Below are 21,916 nucleotides of genomic sequence, written 5' to 3'. Positions count from 1 at the left end.
TTCGGAGAAGCCTGCCCGGCGAGCGTTCCTCAAACGTTCCTGGCCGCCCAGGTGAGGCAGCGGTCCGCGTCGAGCGGCTGGCCCGCCTTGCGGAAGCCGATGGTCGCCGCGGTGAATCTGGCCTCCGCCTCGATCCGATCACCGGTCGCGACGGCGCGGTGGCCTCTCACCTCGTCGAGCGCGGCATACCAGCCCGGCAAGCGCATCAGCAGCACCGTGAGTTTCTCCGCAGCCTGCTCGTACCGCCACGCGCGCTCCAGATCTCCCGCTTTGGCCGCCGCGATCGCAGCCGGTACGGCGAGGGTGATCTGGCATCCAGGGCACGTCTCCCCAGAGCCGTGGACACCGGCCTCGGCCTCCTCGACCGCTGCCATCGCCAGATCCGGATCCGCAGCGGCGGCGGTGATTCTCGCGCCATAGATCCGGTCCAGCAGATGGAACCCGAGGTCCGATTCGCGCGCAACCGCCAGTGCTTCGTCCAGCAGAGCAGCGGCGTCGGCGCGACGTCCTCGGTAGAACGCGACCTCTGACCACCGTTGCAGCGACAGCGCCTCCCCCGCGACCGCGCCGATCGCCTGGTGCAGCCGGACCCCGGTGGCCAGATCATGGTCGGCTTCCTCAAGACGCCCGGTCAGCAACTCGGCCTCGCCGCGGAAGGTGGTGGCGAAGGCCCTGCCACGGCTCGCGCCCAGCCGTTTGGCTTCCGCCTCCAACGCGTCCGCGAAGGCGATCACCTCGGGGTACGGCCGGCCGCCGTACAGGAGCCGCTCGGCGACGCACAGTTGGCCGTCGAAGATCGTGACCGCCAACTCCGGAAGGGCATGGGTGTCGCGCAGACCGGTTGTCAGCAAGCGAGGCAGGTCGCCTCTGGCATGAGCCGCCGCTGCCTCGGCCCACGAGGCGATGACGATCGCCGCGGGTTGCCCGGACGCGACCGCCAGCCGGCGGATCTCGACAGCCTTGAGTTCTCCCCGGGCCGGATCTGCCATTCCCATCGCGGCGGCGCCACACATGGCCAGCGCCTGAGCCAGCCGGCCGTCGATCGACCGAGGTTCAATCCCCTCCAAAGCCTCGATGGCACCCGCGGGGTCGCCGGCCCGTACCGAGGCCAACGCCTGCTTCGCCTTGATCTCGTGCCGGTCCTCGGCTGATGCGACCTCGGCCGCGGCCGCGTAGGCGCCCGGCGCGCGCTCATCCCCGAGCGCCTCCAGCGTTTCAGCCTTGAGGCAGAGCGCGGCTGCATGAGTGGGCGCGTGCTCCAGCAGCACCTCGAGGTACCCGAGCCCGTCGCGGAGCGCGCCGAGTTTGACCGCATGGCGCGCGGCGGCCAATTGCCACCCGATCGCCTCGTCCGGACGCCCGCCGGCCAGCCAGTGACCGGCGATCACCGCAGCCTGTCCGCCCGCGCTCGAGAGGCGGTCCGCGATGTCGCGGTGAAGGGCGGTGCGACGGTGCGGTGGAATCTGCTCGACCAGCGCCTGCCGCACCAGTTCGTGCCGGAAGCGATAATGCGTTCCCGAGACGACCAGCAAGTCGGCGCTCAAGGCTGCGTCGAGCAACGTCGACGTCTCCGGCTCGGGCCGCCCGCTGACTGCGAGAATCCCGGCTGGATCCAGGTCGGCACCCGTCACGGCGAGCCGCTGCAACATCGCCCTCAATCCCTGGTCGAGATCGACGAAACGCGCTGCGACTGCTTCCCAGACAGTCGGTACGCCGGCCGGCGCAACGCCTGCGTCGAGGCCACGAGCCAACTCCAGCAGGAAGAACGGGTTGCCGGCCGCGAGGTCGACCACCTTGGCGACAGCGGCCGCGTCGGGCTTGGCCGAAGCCGCCGCGGCCACCAGCGCTCCGGCATCTTCCCGGTCCAAGGGTTCGAGATTGACCGTCACAGTCATCCCAGCACGGTCGAGTCGGGCCACTCCCCGCGCGAGCGCTTCACCCGCCAGTTCCGGCCGATAAGCCAGTACTACGAACAACCGCCCGGTGCTGCTGACACTGATGAGATGGAGCAGCGCGTCGATCGTGGCGTCGTCCGCGAGGTGCGCGTCGTCGATCACGAGCATCATCCGCGCCGCATCGTCGGCCAGCAGCACTCGGCGGAGCGCACCGATCACCTGGTGACGGGTGAGCGCGCCTTCAATCGGCGGCGCGGGGGCTGCGAGCATCGTGAGTTCGGCCAGGACCGAGCGAGTCCGATCCGATAGCTTCTCGACCGGGACGTGATCGTGGCTCAGCAACTGTTCGACCACGTCGACCAGCGGAGCGTACGGATCGCTCTCACTGATCGCGGTGGCTGTTGCGACCGTCCAGCCTTGACCGCGGGCGATCGATGCGACCCGGCGACTCAAGGCCGATTTCCCGATGCCGGCCGGTCCGCGGACGACCAGAGCACCCAACTCGGCACGAGCGGCTGCCTGGAGCGCCGCTTCTGCCCGGGCCAGGTCGATCTGGCGGCCGACGAGTTCCTGCTCGGCGGAAAGAAGCCCCGCGACGCATTCGTCGTACAGGGCCTCGGATTCCGGACCAGGCGGCATGCCGAGTTCTTGCTGGAGGGTTGTGCGGAGCCTGCCGTACCAGCGGATCGCGGCGTGCCGATTGCCGGCCCGGAGTGCGGCGCACATCAGTTCGCGGTACGCCTGTTCATCGGTGGGCTCGACCTCGACGAGCCGCTCCCAGGCGCCGCTCAGCCGCAGGAGCGTGACGTACCGGGATTTCAACTGGTCGCGACGTGCGTTCGCCCAGTCCTCATACAGCGCCCCGGGCAGCAGGTCACCGACGTACGCAGCAGCGGCCTCGGTGCAAGCAATTGGCTCATTAGTACGGAGTGCCGTTTGGGCGGCGCGCTCGAAGCATTCGACGTCGGTTTCCACCTGCTGGAAGGGGAAGAGAGCCACCTCGCCACTGCGGAGTACGACCGCCTGCTGGTCGCCGAGCGCTTGCCGAGCATGGTGGGCAGCCTTCCGCAGGTTCGCGGCGCCCGCTTCCGGATCGAGATGCGACCAGAGCGCCTCGATCACCTGGTCGCGGAGCAGGGTATGGCCGTTGGCGAGGGCAAGCAGTTGCACCAGTTCCGCCGCCCGCCGAGCAGGCCAGCCGTCCGGCGCCACCTCTTTGCCCGCGACCAGGACCCGGAAGCGCCCGAGCAACTCGACGCGAACCGTCACCTCTGCTGAATGCGCCCCCATACCCCTCCCATCACGCGCAGTCCCCCGACCTAGCCATCATCCGCCAAGAGCGCTCTCCTGACCACGCCCGTCCTACTGCTCGATCGCGCGAAGGTAGCGCTCCCCGATGAGCTTGAGATGGGCTACGAGTCGCGGTGGAGCGGTGACCTGGAAGTCAAGGCCGAGCATGCCGATGTACACGGCAACCACTTCCAGGCTTTCGGCTCCGGTGATGAGGAGGCAGGTGTTGTCGTCGATCGGCTCGACGATGCCGACCGCGGCGTGGATGCGGGAGAGGACCTCCTCGGCGGAGGCGAACACCGTGATCCTGGCGTGCACCTTCCACCCGGTGGACGCGACGTCGCGGAGTACGAAATCCATGTAGTCGTCCTCGGGCATCGGGCGTGCCTTGTAGCGCCGGCCCGTCGCCATCCGCAGATCCATCCAGTCGACGCGGTACGTGTGCCACTCCGACAACTCATCCCGCGCGACCAGGTACCAGTACCGCTGCCAACTCACCAACCGATACGGCTCCACCAACAGCAACCGCGCCCCACCTTCCGGTACTGCGTACTCAAACCGCAGGTAGTGCTCATCCCGGATAGCAGCCGCGATCGTCGTCACAACCCCTGGATCGACCTCGGGATCCTGCACGTTCGACCCCGTGTTGTCCGGGCCCTTCGACAACGTCGTGTGGATCGCGTTCACCTGCCGCCGGAGTCGATGCGGCAACACCTGCTCGAGCTTCGCCAGCGCCCGCCCCGAGCTCTCCTCCATCCCCGCCACCCCAGCACCCGTCCGCAACCCGACGGCGACAGCAACCGCTTCCTCGTCATCCAGCAACAGCGGCGGCAACTTCGCCCCCACGCCCAACTGGTAATACCCAGCCGCCCCGCGCGTCGCGTCCACCGGATATCCCAGCTCTCGCAGCCGATCGATGTCGTTCCGGATCGTCCGCGTACTCACCCCCAACCGCTCCGCCAGTTCCGACCCGGGCCAGGCCGGCCGCGACTGCATCAGGGCGAGCAGAGACAGCAATCGGGACGAAGTTTCGCGCATACGGAAAATAGTCTCACAACTAGGAATCTACTGTTCCTATATGGCTTCTACGGTAAAGCCATGAACAACAACGCAGCAGCTCAGATCAGCCCCTTCCGCGTCGAGATCGCCCAGGCCGACCTGGACGACCTGCAGGTCCGGCTCGCCAACACCCGCCTCCCCGCGGAGGCGCCCGGCGACAACTGGGACCTCGGTACTCCGAACAGCTACCTCCGCGAGACGGTCGACCACTGGCAGAACGGCTTCGACTGGCGCGAGCAGGAGGCCCGGATGAACGAGTTCCCGCACTACCTGACCGACATCGACGGCCAGACCGTCCACTTCCTCCACATCCCGTCGGCCGAGGCGGACGCCACCCCGCTCCTCCTGATCCACACCTACCCCGGCTCGTTCGTCGACTTCCTCGACCTGATCGGCCCGCTCACCGACCCGGTCGCCCACGGTGGCCAGGCTTCTGACGCCTTCTCCGTGGTCATCCCCTCGATCCCCGGCTTCGGCTTCAGTACTCCGCTCGCCGGCCGCGGCTGGACGATGGCCCGCGTCGCCAAGACCTTCGACACCCTGATGCGTCGCCTCGGCTACGACTCGTACGGCTCGCACGGCAGCGACGCCGGCGCGATGATCTCCCGCGAACTCGGCCTGCTGAACCCTCCCGGTTTCCTCGGGATGCACGTCCTCCAACTCTTCTCGTTCCCGAGCGGCGACCCGACCGAGTTCGAGAAGTTCACCCCGGAGGACTACGCCGCTCTGCAGCACCTGGAGTGGTTCCAGTCCGTCGGCGGCTACAACGCCATCAACTCCACCCGCCCGCAGACCGTTGCCGTCGGCATCTCCGACTCCCCGGTCGGCCAGCTCGCCTGGAACGAACTCTTCAACAACTTCGGCAACGGCACCAGCCTGGTCTCCCGCGACCAGATCCTGACCGAGGTCTCCCTCTACTGGTTCACCAACACCAGCGCCACCGCCGGCCGCTACCACTACGAGGAAGCCCACGCCGACACCCAGCCGGCCATCAACACCGCCCCCACCGGCGTCGCCGTCTTCGCCGACGACTTCAAGACCATCCGCCCCCTCGCCGAGCGCGACAACTCCAACATCGTGCACTGGAGCACCTTCCCCGAAGGCGGCCACTTCGCCACCCTCGAACGCCCCACCGACGTCACCGAAGACCTCCGCGCGTTCTTCAGCGGACTCCGCAAGGCCTGACCCACCCTCAAGAGCGGGGCGCCTCACCAAGGCGCCCCGCTCTGGTCTGTCCTATCCGCTACTTCTCCAGAGCGATCTCCCCGACGACCCGAGGGATCGTCGCGTCCACGACCAGCACCGTGTACCGGAGGTTGTAACCCCCGGCATAGACGCGCTGGTTGTCATGGCTCATCTCGAGCCGCAACGACAAGCCACCTTCGGTCTCGGCCGTGCCGATCACCTCACGCCCCGCGGTGTCGATGACGGTGACCACGTCCTTGAGGGGCGACTCTTCAGACGGCGAACTCAGTACGACGAACCGGCTGCCGTCGTCGCTCAGTACTGCGTCTTTCAGACGTCCGGGAAGCGGCACTGGCGTAGGCCGCGGACTTTCGACGTTCGTGTTGACGACGGAGTAGGAATCCGCGGACATCACATAGAGGTAGTTGTCCCGCGTGATGCTCAGATCGATCGGCCGGCCGGTGATCTTGTACGGAGATCGCGCCGGCCGCATCGTCTCCGCATCGAACACGGCGACGGTCGACGAGTCGCGACTCGCCACGTACAAACGCTTGCCGTCCTGTCCCAGGACCAGGGCGGACGGTGTGTCGCCGCTGCTGACAGGCCCTCCCACCGTCGCCAGCTTCTCCGTATCGACGACCGTGATCGTGGCCGCCTTCGAACTGAGCACGAACAACCGCTCGGTCTCGGGGCTGAGTGCCATGGCCAGCGGTTCGGGCCCAACCGGTATCGGCCGGCCGAGGACCTTCCAGCTGTCGACATCGATCACCGAGACCGAGTTGGCCCGGGTGTTGGCCACGTACAGCCGATGCCCGTCAGGCGCGAGCACGATCCCGAGCGGGCCGTGACCGACCCCGAGGGCCTCGCCTTCCTGATGTCTGGAATTGGTGTTGATCTTCAGGACTCTGTCGTTGGCCGAGTCGGCCGCATAGAGAACGTCGTTGTTCGGCCCGACCGTCAGTCCGATGACGACAGGCGTCGAAGGACCTTGCGGATCCACAACGGCCACCGCACCACCGAGCAGTACGGGAAGCACCAACGCCGCCACGCTCCCGACGACCCGCCCGCGAGCAGGTTTCTGCACAGCCTCGACTGCTGACTTGTCGCGCCAGCCGACGAACGCCATCGCTGCGAGCGACACCCAAGCGGCAAGGAGTACGACGACGGCCACAGTCGGCGGCGCAAATCCGTCGACGCCGCGGTAGACCCCGATCAAGCCCGCGACGCCCGCGAGCACCCATCCACCCAGGAACGCACGTCCCTGCTTCAGCAGGACCGCGATCAACGGTCCGGCGATCGCCAGTTCGGTGGTGATGATGCTGAGCGCGATCGGGTAGAGGAGCAACTGGAAGTCCAGGCGCGACTCGTAGCTCACGGCGTACTGGATCACCAGTTGCGCCAGCACCCCGATTCCCCCCAGCGCGAGCACCAGCCAGACCTTGCGACCCCGCACGCGTCGTACGTCGAAGCTCAGCTCACCGACGCGGCGCAGATGCCACAGCCCGGCGACGCCGGCGCCAACCCAAGCCACGTGCCCGACTACCGCCAGCCAGGCAAGGAGCGGTTGGGACCAGAGCGCAACCCCGCCAACGCGCCAGAGCCAATCCGCCGACCACCCGAGCAGGAGCAACGCACCCAGTACTCCGAACGCTGCCGTCCCCGCGACCAGGCTGACTCCAAGTCTCCGCTGAAGGACCACCGACGCACACGACACGACGCCCGCCGCAACCAGGTACCAAGCGAGACGGCTGCGCCAATCGTCCTCCACGAATCCCACGACCACCGCCGCCGCAAGCGCCAACGCAGCCAGCAGGCTGAGGGTGTAGATCGGCCAGGGAACGCCTGCGGGGATCAGGCGGTCCACCCCACGCCGGAAGTAAGCGCCGAGCACCGCGCCCATCGTGATGGTCGGCCTGGCGGCTGTCCTCGGCCGACTTGGTCGAGGAGCCGCCGCCGGGATCGGCATCGGTGGCGCGGGAGCGTCGAGGGCCGCGCGGGCTGCCGCGGACACGGCCCGGCTGTCGTCTTCGAGGAGTTCCTCGAGCCGGCGATCCGCAGTACGGCGGACGAGATCGTTGCCGGACCACCTCAACTGAGCGAGCTGCCCCACGGCCGCTTCTCGTGCTCCTGGCAACGGACTGACGACAGCCTCGGCCAGGTGACCCGGCAGACTCCAGTTCACGTTGGCGGCGACGATCGTCCGGCCCTCGACCTGGTCCAACTTCTTCGGCCGCTGGTTGGGCTGCTCGGCGGTGACTCGGTCGTAGACATAGTTGTAGAGCTCGTCGACGGTGATGTCGCCGTCACCGTCCAGGTCCGCGGTACCGTCTCGAAGCCCTTCCACCAGATGGCGGGTGAAGACGGACTGCGCGGCCTCGCCATGGATCGTGCTGCCCTCGAAGGCGTACTGGGTCGAGTCGGACGCGGTCAGAACCGTGCGCCCGCGACCGCCGAGCCGCTCCAACGTGTGCACAGCGGAGTCCGCCTTGGCGAACCGCTGCGTCTCGTACGAACCGCTGTAGCAACAGTCCAGGACGAGGATCTTCTGACGGGAAAGGCTGTCGGACATCGCCTCGTCGACCAACTGTGCCGACAACGCGGTGAACCGCAGGCGATCCCGCTTGGTGTTGGACATGGCCAGGTGCAGCCGCCCGTTGTCGTCCTTCAGCCCGTGACCGGTGAAGTAGAGCAGCGTGAGATCGTCGCGCCGGCTCTCGCCGTAGAACTCCGCGATCGCCTCGCCGACCTCATGCGTCGGAGCGTTGACGAGAGTCCGTACTTCGAAGCCCGCGATCTCGGGATCCTCCAGCACGGCCGCGAGAGCTTCCGCATCGTGCGCCGGGGTGGTGAGCCTCCTGAGCCCGGTGTCCTCGTACTCGTAGGTCGCGATCAGCAACGCCAGCCGGCGACCCATGCTTCACCGGTCCGAGTGCTTGGCGAGGAACGCCTGGAGCAGTTCCTCCCGCTCACTGAAGCTCGGCCGGTCCAACTCGACCGAGTCGTCCCCGATCCTGACGCAGATCCGGTCGGGGCCGGTCCGCCGGCCGAGCCAGTCCCGCAGTACGTCGATCAGCGTCGGGATCATGCCGCCCGCCCCGACCAGCGCGACCGCGATCGCTCCGAAGACCGCGACGTCCCCCTTGGTGTCGCCGGGAGCAGCCGCCGTCACCGAACGCGTCTCGAACTCCCGCTCGGCCAACTCCCTGCGCAACTGGCGCGCGAGCCGATCCGCGCGGTCGGCGTCGTCCTCGTCCTCCGTCAGCACGACGAACTCGACCCACCGCGCGTCGTCGCCCTCGGTCCGCCCCACGAGCTTCCCCCGCCTCGTCACCGGTCCCCGTGTTCGCGCTCCATGATCCTCGGGTCCGTGCCCACCCACAAGAACCTGGCGCTAACGGTGCGTGACCGAAGCCAGGGCTCGTCAGACCAGGTCCGGCGCTATCCATGGCTGGTCGACAACCAGGAGTTCGACCGTTTGCGGGGGCCTGAGGAAGCCTGCCGCCAGGATCGCCTCGACGGTCTGGAGGTAGTCCTCGGACCGCGCCAGCGCGTCGACCGCCGCCATATCCCGCCAGAAAGTGATCACCGCGCGACCGGTCTCCGGCCTCACCAGGAACGCCGCGCGGATGCCGTCCTGCCGCCGGAACATCGGTAGCGACCGCTCAACCGCGAACGCGTCGTACTCCGCCGCCCGGCTCTCGTCCAGGCCAGTCCGCCAAATCCGAGCGATCACGATGGCTCCCTTCTCCGGTCTCCCCGCCCACGCATCGATCGTAAGCACGTTTCGGCGACTAGGGACGGCGATGATGGGCACCGGCGGGACATGAGTGTTGTGGCTATCACCGGGGCAAGTGCTGGAATCGGGCGGGCTACCGCGCGGCTGTTCGCCGAGCGTGGGTACGACGTGGGGCTGATCGCGCGGGGCGACGAGGGGCTCAGCGCGGCGGAGGCGGAGGTCGAGTACACCGGCAGCCGGGCGGTCGCAGTACAGGCTGATGTGAGTGATCACGAAGCCGTCGAGCGGGCCGCGAAGCAGATCGAGGACGAACTCGGCCCCATCGACGTCTGGATCAACGACGCGATGGCGACCGTCTTCGGACCGTTCCTGGACCTCGAGCCGGAAGAGTTCCGCCGCGTCACCGAGGTCACGTACCTGGGCTTCGTGAACGGAACCCGCGCCGCCCTTCAGCGGATGATCCCGCGCGATCAGGGCGTGATCATCCAGGTCGGCTCGGCGCTGGCGTACCGCGGAATTCCCCTGCAATCGGCGTATTGCGGCGCCAAGCACGCCGCGCAAGGTTTCACCGACTCCATCCGCTGCGAGTTGCTCCACGACGAGAGCAACGTCCGCATCGCCGAAGTACAGATGCCGGCCGTCAACACTCCGCAATTCCGGATCCAGCGTTCGAAGCTCAACCGCAAGGCTCAGCCGGTCCCGCCGATCTATCAACCTGAACTAGCCGCCGAAGCGATCTGGCACGCCGCGCACCACAACCGCCGGCAGATCTGGGTCGGCCTACCCACCGTCTACACCATCCTCGGGAACCGCGTAGCCGCCCCGCTGCTGGACGCCTTCCTGGGGAAGACCGGCTACGACAGCCAGCAGGTGGACGAACCCGAAACCCCGAACCGTCCCGACAATCTCAACGACCCGGTCCCCGGCGACCACGGCTCCCACGGCGTCTTCGACGACACGGCCAAGTCAGCCAGTCGCCAGTTGGCCCTTCTCCTTTCCCCACCCGTAGCGCTCATCGCCGAGTCGCTGGATGAACTCAGCGCACGCGCCGGCCGCCTGCTGGCCCGGTTGACTACTTAAGCGGGACAGTCACACACACCACGTAAAGGGCATCAGTTGTATAACCCTGCGCGATTGGTCTGCCCAGGCGGCCGTTTGTGAGGTTTCCTCAAGTCAGGGGAAACAGCCATGACATCAGACCCACAGGGGCGGCCGAATCGTCGTACGCGAGCGGCGGTCATCGTCGCAGCGGCCGCGGCGATCACACTGCTGTCCGCAGTACTGTCCGGGCTCGCTGTCGTGTACCTCGGCGGGCAGACGGACTCGGGCCAGCCCGCTGTTCCCTTGCCCTCGGCCAGTACTTCGCCGACTCGTACGACGCCGCCGCGGCCGTCAGCCACAGCCAACCCCTCGCCTAAGCCCACCACGTCGAAGCCCACCTCACCGACACGCACAACCTCGCCGACGCCTACCGACTCGCCGTCGCCGTCGCCGAGGCCGTTCAGATTTCAGCCACTGTGGCCGTTCACCTCAGTAGCGGAGGCCATCGAGTGGCAGCGTCAGTACCGCGCCGGCGGGCAGCAGCCGTGGCATCTGGACGCGGATCAGACCGCGCTGACCTTCACCACCGAGTTCCTCGGCTTCAACGAGGTCGACCAGGTGGTGTCCCGCACGATCCGAGGCGACGACGCGCGGGTCGCCGTAGGCTTTCACGGCGACGAAGGCCCCCTCATCGTCGCAGCCGTGCTGCATCTGGTCCGGATCGGTCAGGGAGAGGACGCGCCGTGGGAGGTGGTCGGCTCCATCGACAGCACGCTGACGCTGAGCCGCCCCCGGTACGCCGCGACCGTGACCTCTCCAGTGACCGCGGGCGGCCTGATCACCGGCGTGGACGAGACCATTCGAGTAGAAGTCCGTCAGCCGTCGTCCGCCGAGCCGATCGGCTCGTTCTGCTGTCTCGCTGCCGGCGGTGAACGTCAACCGTGGTCGACCCGGGTCAGCTTCCGCGGCGCGACCGATCCCGCCCTGACGATCGTCGTATCAGTCGGCGCTCATCTTCAAGGCGTCGAGCGCTTCGCCATCACCGGCATCCGCCGCGGCGGCTGAGCCGTCATACGCTCCTGCTGAAGCACTAGATCCCGATTTCGGAGGAGCCACGTGCCCGATCGCCCGTACGTCGTACTGTCGGCCGCCGCGTCGATCGACGGCTACCTCGACGACACCACAGACCAGCGGTTGCTGCTCTCGAACGACGAGGACTTCGACCGGGTCGACGAAGTACGGGCGAGCGTCGACGCGATCCTCGTCGGCGCGAACACCATCCGCCGGGACAACCCCCGCCTCCTGGTCCGCTCCCCCGAACGCCGCGAGCGCCGAGTCGCCGCCGGTCGCCCCTTCTCCCCCGTCAAGGTCACCATTACGTCCACCGGCGACCTCGACCCGACCGCCAACTTCTTCACCGCAGGCGACGTCGAAAAGCTCATCTACACCACCGCCCCTGAGCGGACCTCTCTGGACAAGGTCGCGACCGTCATCGAGGCCCCCGACCTCCCCTCCGTACTCCGTGACCTCGCCACCCGCGGCATCCAGCGCCTGCTGGTCGAGGGCGGAACGACGATGCTCACCCAGTTCCTCACCGACGGCCTGGCGGACGAACTCCACCTCGTCATCGCCCCGCTCTTCGTCGGCGACCCGGCCGCCCCACGCTTCGTCGCCCCCGGCAACTTCCCGCACGACTCCGCGCACCGGATGGACCTGGCCGAAGTACGCCGGCTCGGTGACGTAGTTTTGGTGCGTTATCTCCTGGAGAGGCCTGCCGATGACTGACCACGACGACCGCTACTGGCTGGAGCAGGCGATCGACCTGTCCCGCTCCTGCCCGCCGTCGCAGACCGCGTTCGCCGTCGGCGCGATCATCCTCGACGACGCCGGCCAGATCATCTCCACCGGCTACTCCCGCGAGACCGACCCCAAGGACCACGCCGAGGAAGTTGCCCTGAGCAAGCTGTCTCCGGATGACTCCCGCTTGCCCACCGCAACCATCTACACCACCCTCGAACCCTGCAGCAAACGCGCCTCCCGCCCTCGCACCTGCACGCAGTTGATCCTGGCCGCCGGCATCCCCCGAGTCGTTCTGGCCTGGCGCGAACCTTCCCTGTTCGTAGACTGCGAAGGCGTAGAACTCCTCACCTCCGCAGGCCTCGAGGTCATCGAATACCCCGACCTGGCGCCCGCAGTACGCGAGCTCAACGCCCACCTCTTCACCTGACCAAGCCGCTGTGGATAACTCCCCAGCCCGGTAGCCCTCCCGGCCTATCCTGTTAAAACGCCCCACCGGGAAGGAAACTCCATGAACTCCGAGACGCCGTACCTGCTGCCTGACGGTGAAACTGCCTGGGTCATCGAGACCTCCGTCGCCGCGGCTCATCTCGCTGACATGCTGGTCCGCTTCCGCGAAGGAGAGCAGGAGCCGCTGATCTTCGGCCATGCCGGCCAGCCCGAGGGTGTGGTCATCTCTTGGGACCAGTGGCGGCGGCTGATGGCTATAGCTGCCGGCGAGGAAGGGTTCGACCAGACTTACCAGATCGCCCGAGAGCGGCTCGCCGACAAGAACGCGGGTCCGTCCGTGCCCTTCGAGGACGTTGCAGCCGAGCTCGGCATAAATCTCGAGGAGGGAACCGGTGACGCGGACAAGCCGAAGCCTTGAGTACGCAGTACCGGCTGATCATCCGGCCGGAGCTCAGACGGCACCTCTTCGTTCTGCAGCAGGCCGCACGGAGCCAACCGGGTGGCCTGCGTGATCGCGAGTTCAAGACAGTCATCGACGGTCTCAAGGCACTGGCCGACGGACGCGAAGAGGAGTTCGACGGCCGTCGCCTCGGCTACTCGCCGCGACACCACGACCTCCGCGACTGCGCCGAGATCAAGCTGCAAGCCATCCCGGAATCTCGCGGCGACCGCGAACTGGGCCCGTCCCACCGCCTGATCTACCGCGAGTTCGAAGCCGAGGACGGCGGTCCGCCGTACCGCGAGGCCGTCTCCTTCGAACCCCGCCGCGATGACCGCCCCTTCATCGTCGCCGCGGCCCGCCTCAACCGAAAGCTCGGCGTCCGCGTCGAAGAATTCGGGTCCATCCCTGACCGACGCCCGACCTCAGGCCCACGAGCGCAGCAGGGTCCAGCGGCCCCGGCTCGCCAACCTCTTCCACCCGACCTCCGCCGAGCCCTCGCCGCAGCCTCAGACATAGCTCCCGCAACCGGTGCCACGTCGGGCCGCGCAACTCGCGCCTCGCACCATCCATCGACGCACCAACATCGCGACCATCCACCGGAACGCGACAGGTAGTTAGGCTGGCCCAGCCGCTCGGTGATACCGATCGCCCATCTTGCGCAGTTCGTCAGCCAACTCCGGGGCGTCGACCGCCTCGAAGTCCGCGTCCAGCATCCCCAGCCACAACGCGAGCTGATGCGGACTATCCGACCCCAGCTCCACAACACACGTGCTCTCATCAACGACTTCCGCGTCAATCGGGATCGGCATCCGGCCCTGCACATACTGGGCGGACGCCTTCACCACCACCCGAGCCCGATACTGCCAAGACGCCGTCCCCACCGTCCTCTTCACGAAGTCCGTGAGCTTCTCCTCATCCAACTCCCGAGGCACAAACCGCGGCCCAGTCGGCACCCTCGGCACAATCCGATCCACCCGGAACGTCCGCCACCCCTCCCGCTCCACATCCCAAGCGACCAAATACCACCGCCTCCCCCAAGCCACCAACCGATGCGGCTCCGTACTGCGAACGCCAACCTCCCCGCTCTCCTTCGAATACTCAAACCGCAACCGCTCATTCGCCCGAATAGCCCCAGCGATAGCCGTCAACACCTCAGCATCAACCATCGGCCCACTCCCCGACACCGTCACCATCGCCCCCTGCAACGCCTTGACCCGATGCCGAAGCCGAGACGGCAACACCTGCTGCAACTTCACCAACGCCCGAACAGACGTCTCCTGAATCCCCGCCACACTCCCGCCTGCCGCGGCCCCCAACCCAACCGCCACAGCCACGGCTTCCTCGTCATCCAGCAACAGCGGCGGCAACTCAGCCCCCGCCCCCAACCGATACCCACCAGCCACTCCCGGCCGCGCCTCCACCGGATACCCCAGCGTCCGCAACCGCTCCACATCGGTCCTCAAGGTCCGAGTAGAGATCCCCAGTCGCTCAGCCAAATCAGGCCCGCTCCAATCCCGACGCGCCTGGAGCAGCGACAGGAGCCGAAGAAGCCGCGCAGAGGTTTCCAACATCTCCGGATCTTCTCACTCATCGCGGAAGACTTTCCTCCGCGATTCCGCCCGCGCGGCCGTTCACCGTCACGACAGCCCGATAGACCACCGAGCAGCCCGCATGCCCTGTGCGGACACCACACCAATCAGGCCCGCACTGTGTAGCCCGACGACATGGAAGGTCACTCACCGCGCACCTAGGTTCCACCCATGGATCCAAGCAACGCCCCCGGACGCGATTCCGGGGCGGTGATCGAGACCACCGGACTGACGAAGACCTTCCGCGGCTTCACCGCCGTCAACGGCGTCGACCTCACCGTCGCGGAAGGTCACGTACACGCCCTGGTCGGCCCGAACGGCGCCGGCAAGACCACGCTGTTCAATCTCCTCACCGGCTTCCTCAAGCCCACCGCCGGCCAGATCAAGCTGAGCCGCCGCGACATCACCGGCTCCTCGCCGGAACGGATCGCCCGGCTGGGTGTGGCCCGCTCGTTCCAGATCACCAATCTGTTCGAGCAGTTGACGCTCCAGCAGCACGTCGAGCTAGCCCTGATGGGAACGACGAAACTGGGCCACCGCTTCTGGATATCCGACCGGGTCCTGACCAAGTTCCGCGATCGCGCCGGCGAACTGCTCGACGAGGTCGGCCTCGCCCGGCAGCGCGAAGTACCGGCTGGAACCCTTGCGTACGGGCAAAAGCGTGCACTCGAGCTTGCCCTCGCGCTAGCTCTCGATCCCGCCGTTCTCCTGCTCGACGAGCCGACAGCCGGCATGGGCATGGAAGACGTCGAGCGGACGGTCGACCTCGTCAAACGGATCCGCACGAACCGCACGGTCGTACTCGTCGAGCACAACATGAGCGTTGTCGCGGGTCTCGCCGATCGAGTAACCGTGCTCCAGTTCGGCCAGATCCTCACCGAGGGCACGTACGACGAAGTACGCAATGACTCCCGAGTGATCGAGGCCTACCTGGGCGGTGAGTCCGCTGCTTAGCGTGCAAGGCATCAACGCGTCGTACGGCGAAGCGCAGGTACTGCGGGACGTGTCCCTCGACGTGGCAGCCGGTGAAGTGGTCACCCTTGTCGGCCGGAACGGCGCCGGCAAGACCACCCTCCTGCGCTGCCTGATGGGACTCCACCGCCCCACGGCGGGGAAGGTGACCCTCGACGGCACCGACATCACCGGCGTACCGGCTCATCGGCGCGCCCGCCGCGGCCTCGGCCTGGTACCGGACGACCGCGGCATCTTCGCCAGCCTGAGCGTCGAGGAGAACCTCAGACTTCCACCGACCATCAGCGACAGCGCCTGGTCCGTGGACCGCGTCTACGAGTCGTTCCCGGTTCTCAAGGATCGCCGGAAGTTCCCCGGTACCAAGCTTTCCGGCGGCGAGCAGCAGATGCTCGCCATCGCCCGCGTACTACGGATGGGCGCGCGCCTGCTGCTCTGCGACGAGCCGACCGAAGGTCTTTCCCCGGTCCTCGTGCACCAGATCGGCGACATCCTGCGCGACGTCAAGGCGGCCGGGGTGACGGTCCTGCTGGTCGAACAGAACGTCCGGTTCGCCTCGACCGTTGCCGACCGCCACTACCTGCTCGCCCAAGGCCGGGTCGCGCAGACGCTGGACAACACCGAGGTCAAGGAACGCGAGCACGAACTGCTCGAGTACCTCGGCATCTAACGCATCATCGGAGGAGAAACCCATGCGACGAAACCTCATTCCGGCGATCTCGACCCTGGCGGCCGTCTCGCTGCTCGCGGCCTGCGGCGGCGGGGCGGGCGGCCCGTCCGGTGGCAGCGGGAAGATCAGCGACGACAAGATCGTGCTCGGCGTCATCAACGACCAGACCGGCATCTACAGCGAACTGTCCGGCCCGAACGCGGTCAAGGCGGTCCAGATGGCCGTCGACGACTTCAAGGCCAAGCACGGCGACGATGCCGTCAGCAAGGACATCGAGGTGGTCGTCGCCGACCACCAAAACAAGCCCGAGGTGGCCAACACCAAGGCGCAGGAGATGTACGACCGGCAGAAGGCCGACATCATCCTCGACGTACCGACCTCGTCCGCCGCCCTCGCGGTCGCGGGCCAGGCGCTGGCCAAGAAGAAGCTTTACTTCAACATCACTGCGGCCACGACCGCGCTGACGGGCGACAAGTGCAACAAGTACACCTTCCACTACGCCTACGACACCTACATGCTGGCCAACGGAACCGGTACTGCGGTGACCGAGGCCGGCGCGAAGAACTGGTACCTCGTCTACCCCGACTACGCGTTCGGCCAGGACATGGAGAAGAGCTTCTCCAAGGCCGTCGCCACCGCCGGTGGCAAGGTCGTCGGCAAGAAGTCGTCGGAGTTCCCGAACACCAGTGGAGACTTCTCCTCACAGTTGCTGCAGGCCCCGGCCGCGAAGCCCGACGTGCTGGGCACCATGCACGCCGGTGGTGAACTGGTGAACCTGGTCAAGCAGTACAACCAGTTCAAGCTCAAGGACAAAGGTGTCAGCCTCTCGGTCGGTCTGATGTTCATCACCGACATCCACTCGCTCGGTCCGGACGCGTTGGCCGGCACGAAGTTCACCGACGCCTGGTACTGGAACTTCGACCAGCAGAACCGCGAATGGGCCGACAAGTTCAAGGAGAAGACCGGCTCCCGGCCGTCGTACGCGCACGCGGGCAACTACTCCGCCGCGATGAACTACCTCGAAGCCGTCCAGGCAGCCGGCACCGACGCCTCCGACGACGTCGTGAAGAACCTGGAAGGCAAGGAGATCAACGACTTCTTCCTCCGCAACGGCAAGATCCGCGCCGAGGACCACCGCGTCATCCACGACGTCTACCTGGCCGAGGTGAAGCCGAAGAACGAGGTCAAGGAGGACTACGACTACGAGAAGATCCTGACCACCATTCCCGCGGACAAGGCGTTCAAGCCGGTGTCCGAGAGCACCTGCAAGATGGGCTAGGAGCGGTATCTCTTCATGGCTGACGTTCTTCAACACGCCTTCAACGGCCTGGTCAACGGCAGTTTCTATGCCCTGCTGGCCCTTGGCCTGGCCGTCATCTTCGGAATGCTCGGCGTGGTCAACTTCGCCCACGGCGCGTTCTACATGCTCGGCGCTTTCGGCGCCTTCATCCTGCTCAACGAGGCCGGCGTCAACTTCTGGGTCGCGCTCGTCGTCGTGCCGTTGGTGCTCGGTGCGGTCGGAATGGCGCTCGAGCGTCTGCTCGTACGCCGCCTGGTCGCGCTCGACCCGCTCTACAATTTCCTGCTCACCTTCGGCCTGACCTTGATCATCCAGGACCTCCTGCGGATGAAGTACGGCTCGCAACCCCAGCCCTACCCGCAACCAGCCGGCCTTCGAGGCAGCGTGGATCTGGGTTTGTTCGACTTCCCCGCGTACCAGGTTTTCGTTCTGGTCTTTTCCGTACTGGTCTCGCTGGGCGCATGGTTGCTCCTGGCCCGCACCCGAGTGGGAATGATCATCCGCGCCGCCACCGAACGCCCGGAGTTGACTCGGGCGATGGGCATCGACGTGGGCCGCTGGATCTCCCCGGTCTTCGGCTTCGGGATCGCCCTGGCCGGGCTGTCCGGAGTACTGGCTGCTCCGATGCGGGCCGTCAGCCCTCTCATGGGCGCCGACCTGATCATTCTCGTCTTCGCCGTAGTCGTCATCGGCGGCCTAGGCTCGATCTTCGGCTCGGTAGCCGCCGGCTTCCTGATCGGCATGCTGCAAGCCCTAGGCAACGTCTACATCCCCGGACTGGCCACGACGTCAGTCTTCATCCTGATGGCCATAGTGCTCCTATGGCGCCCAGCCGGCCTCTTCGGCCGCGAGGAGACTGCCGTTTGACGTCCTCCCCGCCGTAACCGACGAGGATTCCAACCCATCTACGCGGAAGGTAGTGAGTTGAGGTTCACGCTTCACAGACATCCGTACTGGCTTGTCTCGGCGCGCACTGACCGCCCGTCCGGCGGCGATGTTGATTGCGGCATTCAGGTCTGCATGGTCGCTGTGGCCGCAGGACTGGCACTGGAACGCTTGGCTCTCGCGGTTTCCAGATGCACAATGCCCGCAACGCGAACACGTCTGACTCGTGTACGCAGGGCTGACCTTCTCGACCCTGCCGGCCGCTTTGTGCTCGAGCCGCTGAACAAGCAGACCCCAACCTTGGCTGCGGATGCCACGGTTCAGCCCGGCTTTGGCGCGTCGCCGGTTCGGCAGGTAGCTACCCGGCCTGGCGGGGTCTGGCTTCGGCTTCGACCGCCGCGTCATCTGCGCGACCCGGAGGTCTTCGACGCGGATCATGTCGAATCGGCGCGCAATATCTGTGGATGTCTTCTCGACCCAGTCCTTGCGGCGAGCCGCGGCGCGGGCGTGCAGTTTCGCTATCGCGGCTCTGACGCGCTTCCTGTGATTCGAGCCGCGCTGCGCCCTGGCGAGTCGCCGCTGAAGATGCATAAGTCGCCGCTGCTCGAACTCCGACAATCCTGGGCAATTGAGCAGTTCACCGGTGGACAGCGCCGCGGACACGGTCACACCGCGATCGATACCTACGACCTCACCGTTGCCCGGCGCCGGGATCGGGTCCGGCACCGCAGCGAACGCGATATGCCAGCGGCCCACGCTGTCACGCTTGACCCGGTACGACTTGGCCTCGGGCAGTGCACGACATACCCGGAACCGCACCCAGCCGACCTTCGGGACCAGCACGCGCGCCCACTTACGGCTGACTTGCTCAACCCGGCCGGCTTGCGGGCCGACGATACGGAAACCTTCATTCCGTCCGGCCTTGCGCCATGTAGGGCGGCGGTGGCTGCCGGCGAAGAAGTTCCGCCGTGCTTGGTCGAAGTCCCGCAGCGCTTGTTGCTGAACGGTCTGCGATCCGCCACGCAACCAGCCAAACACAGCACGCGCTTCGGTCAGTTGCCGGGCCTGCTCAACGAATCCCGGCGTGGGTCTTTTGTCACGTGTCCACATCGACCATTGCTCGACGGCCAGGTTCCACACGTACCGGGCTTGTCCGCAATGCGCCATCAGCCCAGCAGCCTGCGCCGGTGTGGGATACAAGCGATAACGAGACACGGCACCTACTCAACCAGCCACCGCCGACAGTTCGGCGACCACCTTGAGGGGAGGGAGTCGCGGTTCCTCCCCGCCTTGAAAGACAGGGAGGAACCGCGACCTATTTGATGACGGCACTGGTGATCCGCAAGTTGGCGGCAATGCCTCGCCTGTGGCGACTGGTGGCCGTGCTCGGCGGACTGCTGATCGCGCTCGCGCTGCCCTGGCTCATCTACCCGCCGATCGCGATGGACATCATTGCGTGGGCCCTGTTCGCGGTCGCGCTCGATCTGTTGCTCGGATTCACCGGACTGCTGTCGTTCGGCCATGCGGCGTTCTGGGGCAGCGCGGCGTACACGGCCGGCACGATCGCCATCAAGACCGGCGCGCCCTTCCCCGTCGCGATTGCCGGCGCGGCCGTGGTGGCGATGGTGCTGGCCGTGCCGATCGCGCTGCTCGCAGTACGGCGTAGCGGCATCTACTTCGCGATGGTGACTCTCGCCTTCGCACAGCTGGTGTACTACGTCGCGAACCAGTGGCGGAGTCTGACCGGCGGGGAGAACGGCCTGCAGGGCATCCCGAAGAACCTGTTCGGGCTGGATCTATCAGACCCGTTCTACTTCTACTACGCCGGCCTGCCCCTGGCGCTTCTCGGCCTATGGATCGCCTGGCGGGTGGTCCATTCGCCCTTCGGCCGGGTGCTGGTCGCGATTCGCGAGAACCCCGCCCGCTCCCGCTCCCTCGGCTACCCGGTGGACCGATACAAGGTAATGGTCTTCGTTATCTCCGCGGGTCTGTCCGGGCTCGCTGGCGGTTTGTATGCGATCAGCCACGGGTTCGCCTCCCTCCAGGAGGTCTACTGGACCACCTCCGGCAAGGTCGTGATCATGACCGTCCTCGGCGGCATCGGCACCCTCTGGGGCAGCACCATCGGCGCCGCCCTGATCGTCCAGGTCGAGGACTACGTCGCGACCTCCGGCATCCACCTCGGCCCGCTGAACATCACCGGCCCCGGCCTAATCACCGGCCTAATCTTCGTGGTGGTCGTTCTCCTCTTCCGCCGTGGCGTCTGGGGCACCATCGCCCACCTATTACACCGCCGCCGCACCGTCCCGGATGCAGAACCCCACCTCAGCTGCACGACAGCACCCCCGCTCGAGACAGGAACCGTGGTCGAGCACGAGCCCGCCGCAGCGCCGAAGCAGTGAGTATGTAGGCGACCGTCGCAATCAACTTTGGCCATCGAGCAAAGCCCGACCATTGTGGTCCGCTCCGGCGATGTCGACCAGCTGTTTCAACGTCGTTGCCGTCCGTGCATCACAGGCGACCCATAAGGCTCAGAGCTAAGGCTGGTCGGAACCTTGGCCATGAGAGACGATGCCTCAGACCTGTGGAAAGCTCCCACGCGGTCAGCCGTCGCTGCCATAAGGTGATGATGATGTCATCGCTGGAGGGAGTCCGGATGTCCTCGGAAACACCGTACGACCGCGAGAATGGCGAGCGTCTGCTCATCATCGATACGCCGACCGCTGCGCTCAACCTGCCTCGGATGCTGCATCGCTTCAAGGCAGGCCAGGCAGAGCCGTTGTTCTTCGGCGACGAAGGCAAGCCCGAGGGCGTCGTCATCTCCTTCGAGGAATGGGAGCGTCTGGACGCGCTCGCCGAAGAGTCCGCCCAGGCCGACCGTACCCGACAGGTCGCCCGGCAGCGTCTGGCAAGTGCATCGCCGAATCAGTACGTGCCAGTCGACGACCTCGCACAGGAGTTCGGCTGGGATCTCGACGACGATGACGAACCCCCGAACGACGGTACAACGCCGCGACCATGACCGCGAAGTACCACCTGATGGTCCATCCGGAACTGCAAGCTCAACTCCGCGACCTCCACACGAAGGTCCTGCAAGATCCCTCCGGCCCAGAGGCTCAACAGTTCGCAGCCGTCCGCACCGGTCTGAGCGCCCTACGAGACGGCCGGGAAGCGGACCTCGACGGTGAGCGCCTCGGCTACTCCGATCGCCACCCTGACCTCCGCGACTGCGCCGAGATCAAGCTCACGGTGGTCGCGGAGTTCACTCGACGTGGGCGGGCGATGGGACCTTCTCATCGACTGATCTATCGCGAGTTCGAAGGCGCAGCAGCTGACCATCCGCCGGTCCGTCAGGTCATGGCATTCGAGCCTCGAAAAGACGGCCGCCCTTTCGAGGTTGCGGCCAATCGTCTTGGCCGTACCAGAGGTGCACCTCTGGCCGAGCTGGACAGCCTCCCCAACGTCGAGCCGGCCGTCGGCCCGGGCAAAGACCCAACCCGCCCGATCGCCCCAGTTCGCCGACCACTACCTCCCGACCTGGCTCAAGCAATGAAGGGTCTGGAAGGCGTGCCACCAGCAGCCGGTGCCGCGACACCTCCGCGCGGCGA

General features: G+C 66.6%; 21 protein-coding genes. 13 read left to right on the top strand and 8 right to left on the bottom strand.

Annotated features, from left to right (window positions below; genetic code table 11):
• Positions 1-29: 29 nt before the first annotated feature.
• On the bottom strand, positions 30-3,164 hold the full coding sequence (locus ABD255_RS16395) for an ATP-binding protein (RefSeq protein WP_344214651.1): 3,135 nt from the start codon (positions 3,162-3,164) through the stop codon (positions 30-32).
• Between the two features lie 93 nt (positions 3,165-3,257).
• Positions 3,258-4,223, bottom strand: a complete 966-nt coding sequence (locus tag ABD255_RS16390; protein WP_344214649.1) for a helix-turn-helix transcriptional regulator — start codon at positions 4,221-4,223, stop codon at positions 3,258-3,260.
• Between the two features lie 60 nt (positions 4,224-4,283).
• Here ABD255_RS16390 and ABD255_RS16385 point away from each other — a divergent pair, with 60 nt between their 5' ends.
• Positions 4,284-5,429, top strand: coding sequence for an epoxide hydrolase family protein (locus tag ABD255_RS16385; protein ID WP_344214646.1), 1,146 nt, complete (start codon positions 4,284-4,286; stop codon positions 5,427-5,429).
• Between the two features lie 58 nt (positions 5,430-5,487).
• On the opposite strand, the gene ABD255_RS16380 is transcribed toward ABD255_RS16385, so the two are convergent.
• The 3 genes from ABD255_RS16380 to ABD255_RS16370 all read right to left on the bottom strand — a co-directional run bounded on the left by ABD255_RS16380 (position 5,488) and on the right by ABD255_RS16370 (position 9,162).
• A complete protein-coding gene (locus ABD255_RS16380) occupies positions 5,488-8,343 on the bottom strand; it encodes a caspase, EACC1-associated type (protein WP_344214644.1) in 2,856 nt (951 codons plus the stop codon).
• Positions 8,344-8,346: 3 nt separating this feature from the next.
• Positions 8,347-8,760 (bottom strand): effector-associated constant component EACC1, encoded by a 414-nt coding sequence (locus ABD255_RS16375; protein WP_344214642.1) that lies wholly within the window; start codon positions 8,758-8,760, stop codon positions 8,347-8,349.
• A gap of 90 nt (positions 8,761-8,850) precedes the next feature.
• The gene (locus ABD255_RS16370) at positions 8,851-9,162 is read right to left on the bottom strand and encodes an antibiotic biosynthesis monooxygenase family protein (protein WP_344214640.1); all 312 of its coding nucleotides are present in this window, start codon (positions 9,160-9,162) and stop codon (positions 8,851-8,853) included.
• 90 nt (positions 9,163-9,252) lie between these two features.
• Here ABD255_RS16370 and ABD255_RS16365 point away from each other — a divergent pair, with 90 nt between their 5' ends.
• The 6 genes from ABD255_RS16365 to ABD255_RS16340 all read left to right on the top strand — a co-directional run bounded on the left by ABD255_RS16365 (position 9,253) and on the right by ABD255_RS16340 (position 13,509).
• Positions 9,253-10,245, top strand: coding sequence for an SDR family oxidoreductase (locus ABD255_RS16365; protein WP_344214638.1), 993 nt, complete (start codon positions 9,253-9,255; stop codon positions 10,243-10,245).
• A gap of 108 nt (positions 10,246-10,353) precedes the next feature.
• Positions 10,354-11,271, top strand: a complete 918-nt coding sequence (locus tag ABD255_RS16360; RefSeq protein WP_344214636.1) for a hypothetical protein — start codon at positions 10,354-10,356, stop codon at positions 11,269-11,271.
• Positions 11,272-11,322: 51 nt separating this feature from the next.
• Complete coding sequence (locus ABD255_RS16355; RefSeq protein ID WP_344214634.1) at positions 11,323-11,991, top strand: RibD family protein; 669 nt, start codon at positions 11,323-11,325, stop codon at positions 11,989-11,991.
• Positions 11,984-12,433 carry a cytidine/deoxycytidylate deaminase family protein gene (locus ABD255_RS16350; protein ID WP_344214632.1) on the top strand — a complete coding sequence of 150 codons (450 nt, stop codon included), beginning with the start codon at positions 11,984-11,986 and terminating at the stop codon, positions 12,431-12,433. The genes ABD255_RS16355 and ABD255_RS16350 overlap by 8 nt, the downstream gene beginning before the upstream one ends.
• Before the next feature lie 81 nt (positions 12,434-12,514).
• Positions 12,515-12,871 carry a hypothetical protein gene (locus tag ABD255_RS16345; protein ID WP_344214630.1) on the top strand — a complete coding sequence of 119 codons (357 nt, stop codon included), beginning with the start codon at positions 12,515-12,517 and terminating at the stop codon, positions 12,869-12,871.
• Positions 12,868-13,509: a hypothetical protein gene (locus tag ABD255_RS16340; RefSeq protein WP_344214628.1), complete on the top strand. Its 642-nt coding sequence runs from the start codon at positions 12,868-12,870 to the stop codon at positions 13,507-13,509. The genes ABD255_RS16345 and ABD255_RS16340 overlap by 4 nt, the downstream gene beginning before the upstream one ends.
• Here the strand turns inward: ABD255_RS16340 and ABD255_RS16335 are convergent, their stop codons facing one another.
• Positions 13,510-14,466: a helix-turn-helix transcriptional regulator gene (locus ABD255_RS16335; RefSeq protein WP_344214626.1), complete on the bottom strand. Its 957-nt coding sequence runs from the start codon at positions 14,464-14,466 to the stop codon at positions 13,510-13,512.
• A 189-nt stretch (positions 14,467-14,655) separates the two neighbouring features.
• On the opposite strand from ABD255_RS16335, the gene ABD255_RS16330 reads away from it, so the two are divergent.
• Genes ABD255_RS16330 through ABD255_RS16315 form a run of 4 tightly spaced genes read left to right on the top strand, consistent with a single transcriptional unit; the run spans position 14,656 to position 18,290 of the window.
• A complete protein-coding gene (locus ABD255_RS16330) occupies positions 14,656-15,438 on the top strand; it encodes an ABC transporter ATP-binding protein (protein ID WP_344214624.1) in 783 nt (260 codons plus the stop codon).
• On the top strand, positions 15,422-16,123 hold the full coding sequence (locus ABD255_RS16325) for an ABC transporter ATP-binding protein (protein WP_344214622.1): 702 nt from the start codon (positions 15,422-15,424) through the stop codon (positions 16,121-16,123). Before ABD255_RS16330 ends, ABD255_RS16325 begins: the two co-directional genes overlap by 17 nt.
• A gap of 22 nt (positions 16,124-16,145) precedes the next feature.
• Positions 16,146-17,402, top strand: coding sequence for an ABC transporter substrate-binding protein (locus ABD255_RS16320; protein WP_344214620.1), 1,257 nt, complete (start codon positions 16,146-16,148; stop codon positions 17,400-17,402).
• Positions 17,403-17,417: 15 nt separating this feature from the next.
• Positions 17,418-18,290 carry a branched-chain amino acid ABC transporter permease gene (locus ABD255_RS16315; RefSeq protein WP_344214618.1) on the top strand — a complete coding sequence of 291 codons (873 nt, stop codon included), beginning with the start codon at positions 17,418-17,420 and terminating at the stop codon, positions 18,288-18,290.
• Here the strand turns inward: ABD255_RS16315 and ABD255_RS16310 are convergent.
• Entirely contained in the window at positions 18,243-19,523 is a 1,281-nt protein-coding gene (locus ABD255_RS16310) for an RNA-guided endonuclease InsQ/TnpB family protein (protein WP_344214617.1), read from the bottom strand. The two genes, ABD255_RS16315 and ABD255_RS16310, sit on opposite strands and share 48 nt — an antisense overlap.
• Before the next feature lie 107 nt (positions 19,524-19,630).
• Here ABD255_RS16310 and ABD255_RS16305 point away from each other — a divergent pair, with 107 nt between their 5' ends.
• Both ABD255_RS16305 and ABD255_RS16300 read left to right on the top strand, forming a co-directional pair.
• Positions 19,631-20,710 (top strand): branched-chain amino acid ABC transporter permease, encoded by a 1,080-nt coding sequence (locus ABD255_RS16305; RefSeq protein ID WP_344214615.1) that lies wholly within the window; start codon positions 19,631-19,633, stop codon positions 20,708-20,710.
• Between the two features lie 230 nt (positions 20,711-20,940).
• Entirely contained in the window at positions 20,941-21,330 is a 390-nt protein-coding gene (locus ABD255_RS16300) for a hypothetical protein (RefSeq protein WP_344214613.1), read from the top strand.
• 131 nt (positions 21,331-21,461) lie between these two features.
• Here ABD255_RS16300 and ABD255_RS16295 read toward each other — a convergent pair whose 3' ends face one another.
• The gene (locus ABD255_RS16295) at positions 21,462-21,605 is read right to left on the bottom strand and encodes a hypothetical protein (RefSeq protein ID WP_344214611.1); all 144 of its coding nucleotides are present in this window, start codon (positions 21,603-21,605) and stop codon (positions 21,462-21,464) included.
• Positions 21,606-21,916 lie beyond the last annotated feature (311 nt).

It is taken from the genome of Kribbella sancticallisti (assembly GCF_039530625.1).
Classification (GTDB): Bacteria; Actinomycetota; Actinomycetes; order Propionibacteriales; family Kribbellaceae; genus Kribbella; species Kribbella sancticallisti.
Note: the sequence above shows the minus strand (reverse complement) of the source record. Positions and strands in the feature narration are given on the sequence as shown.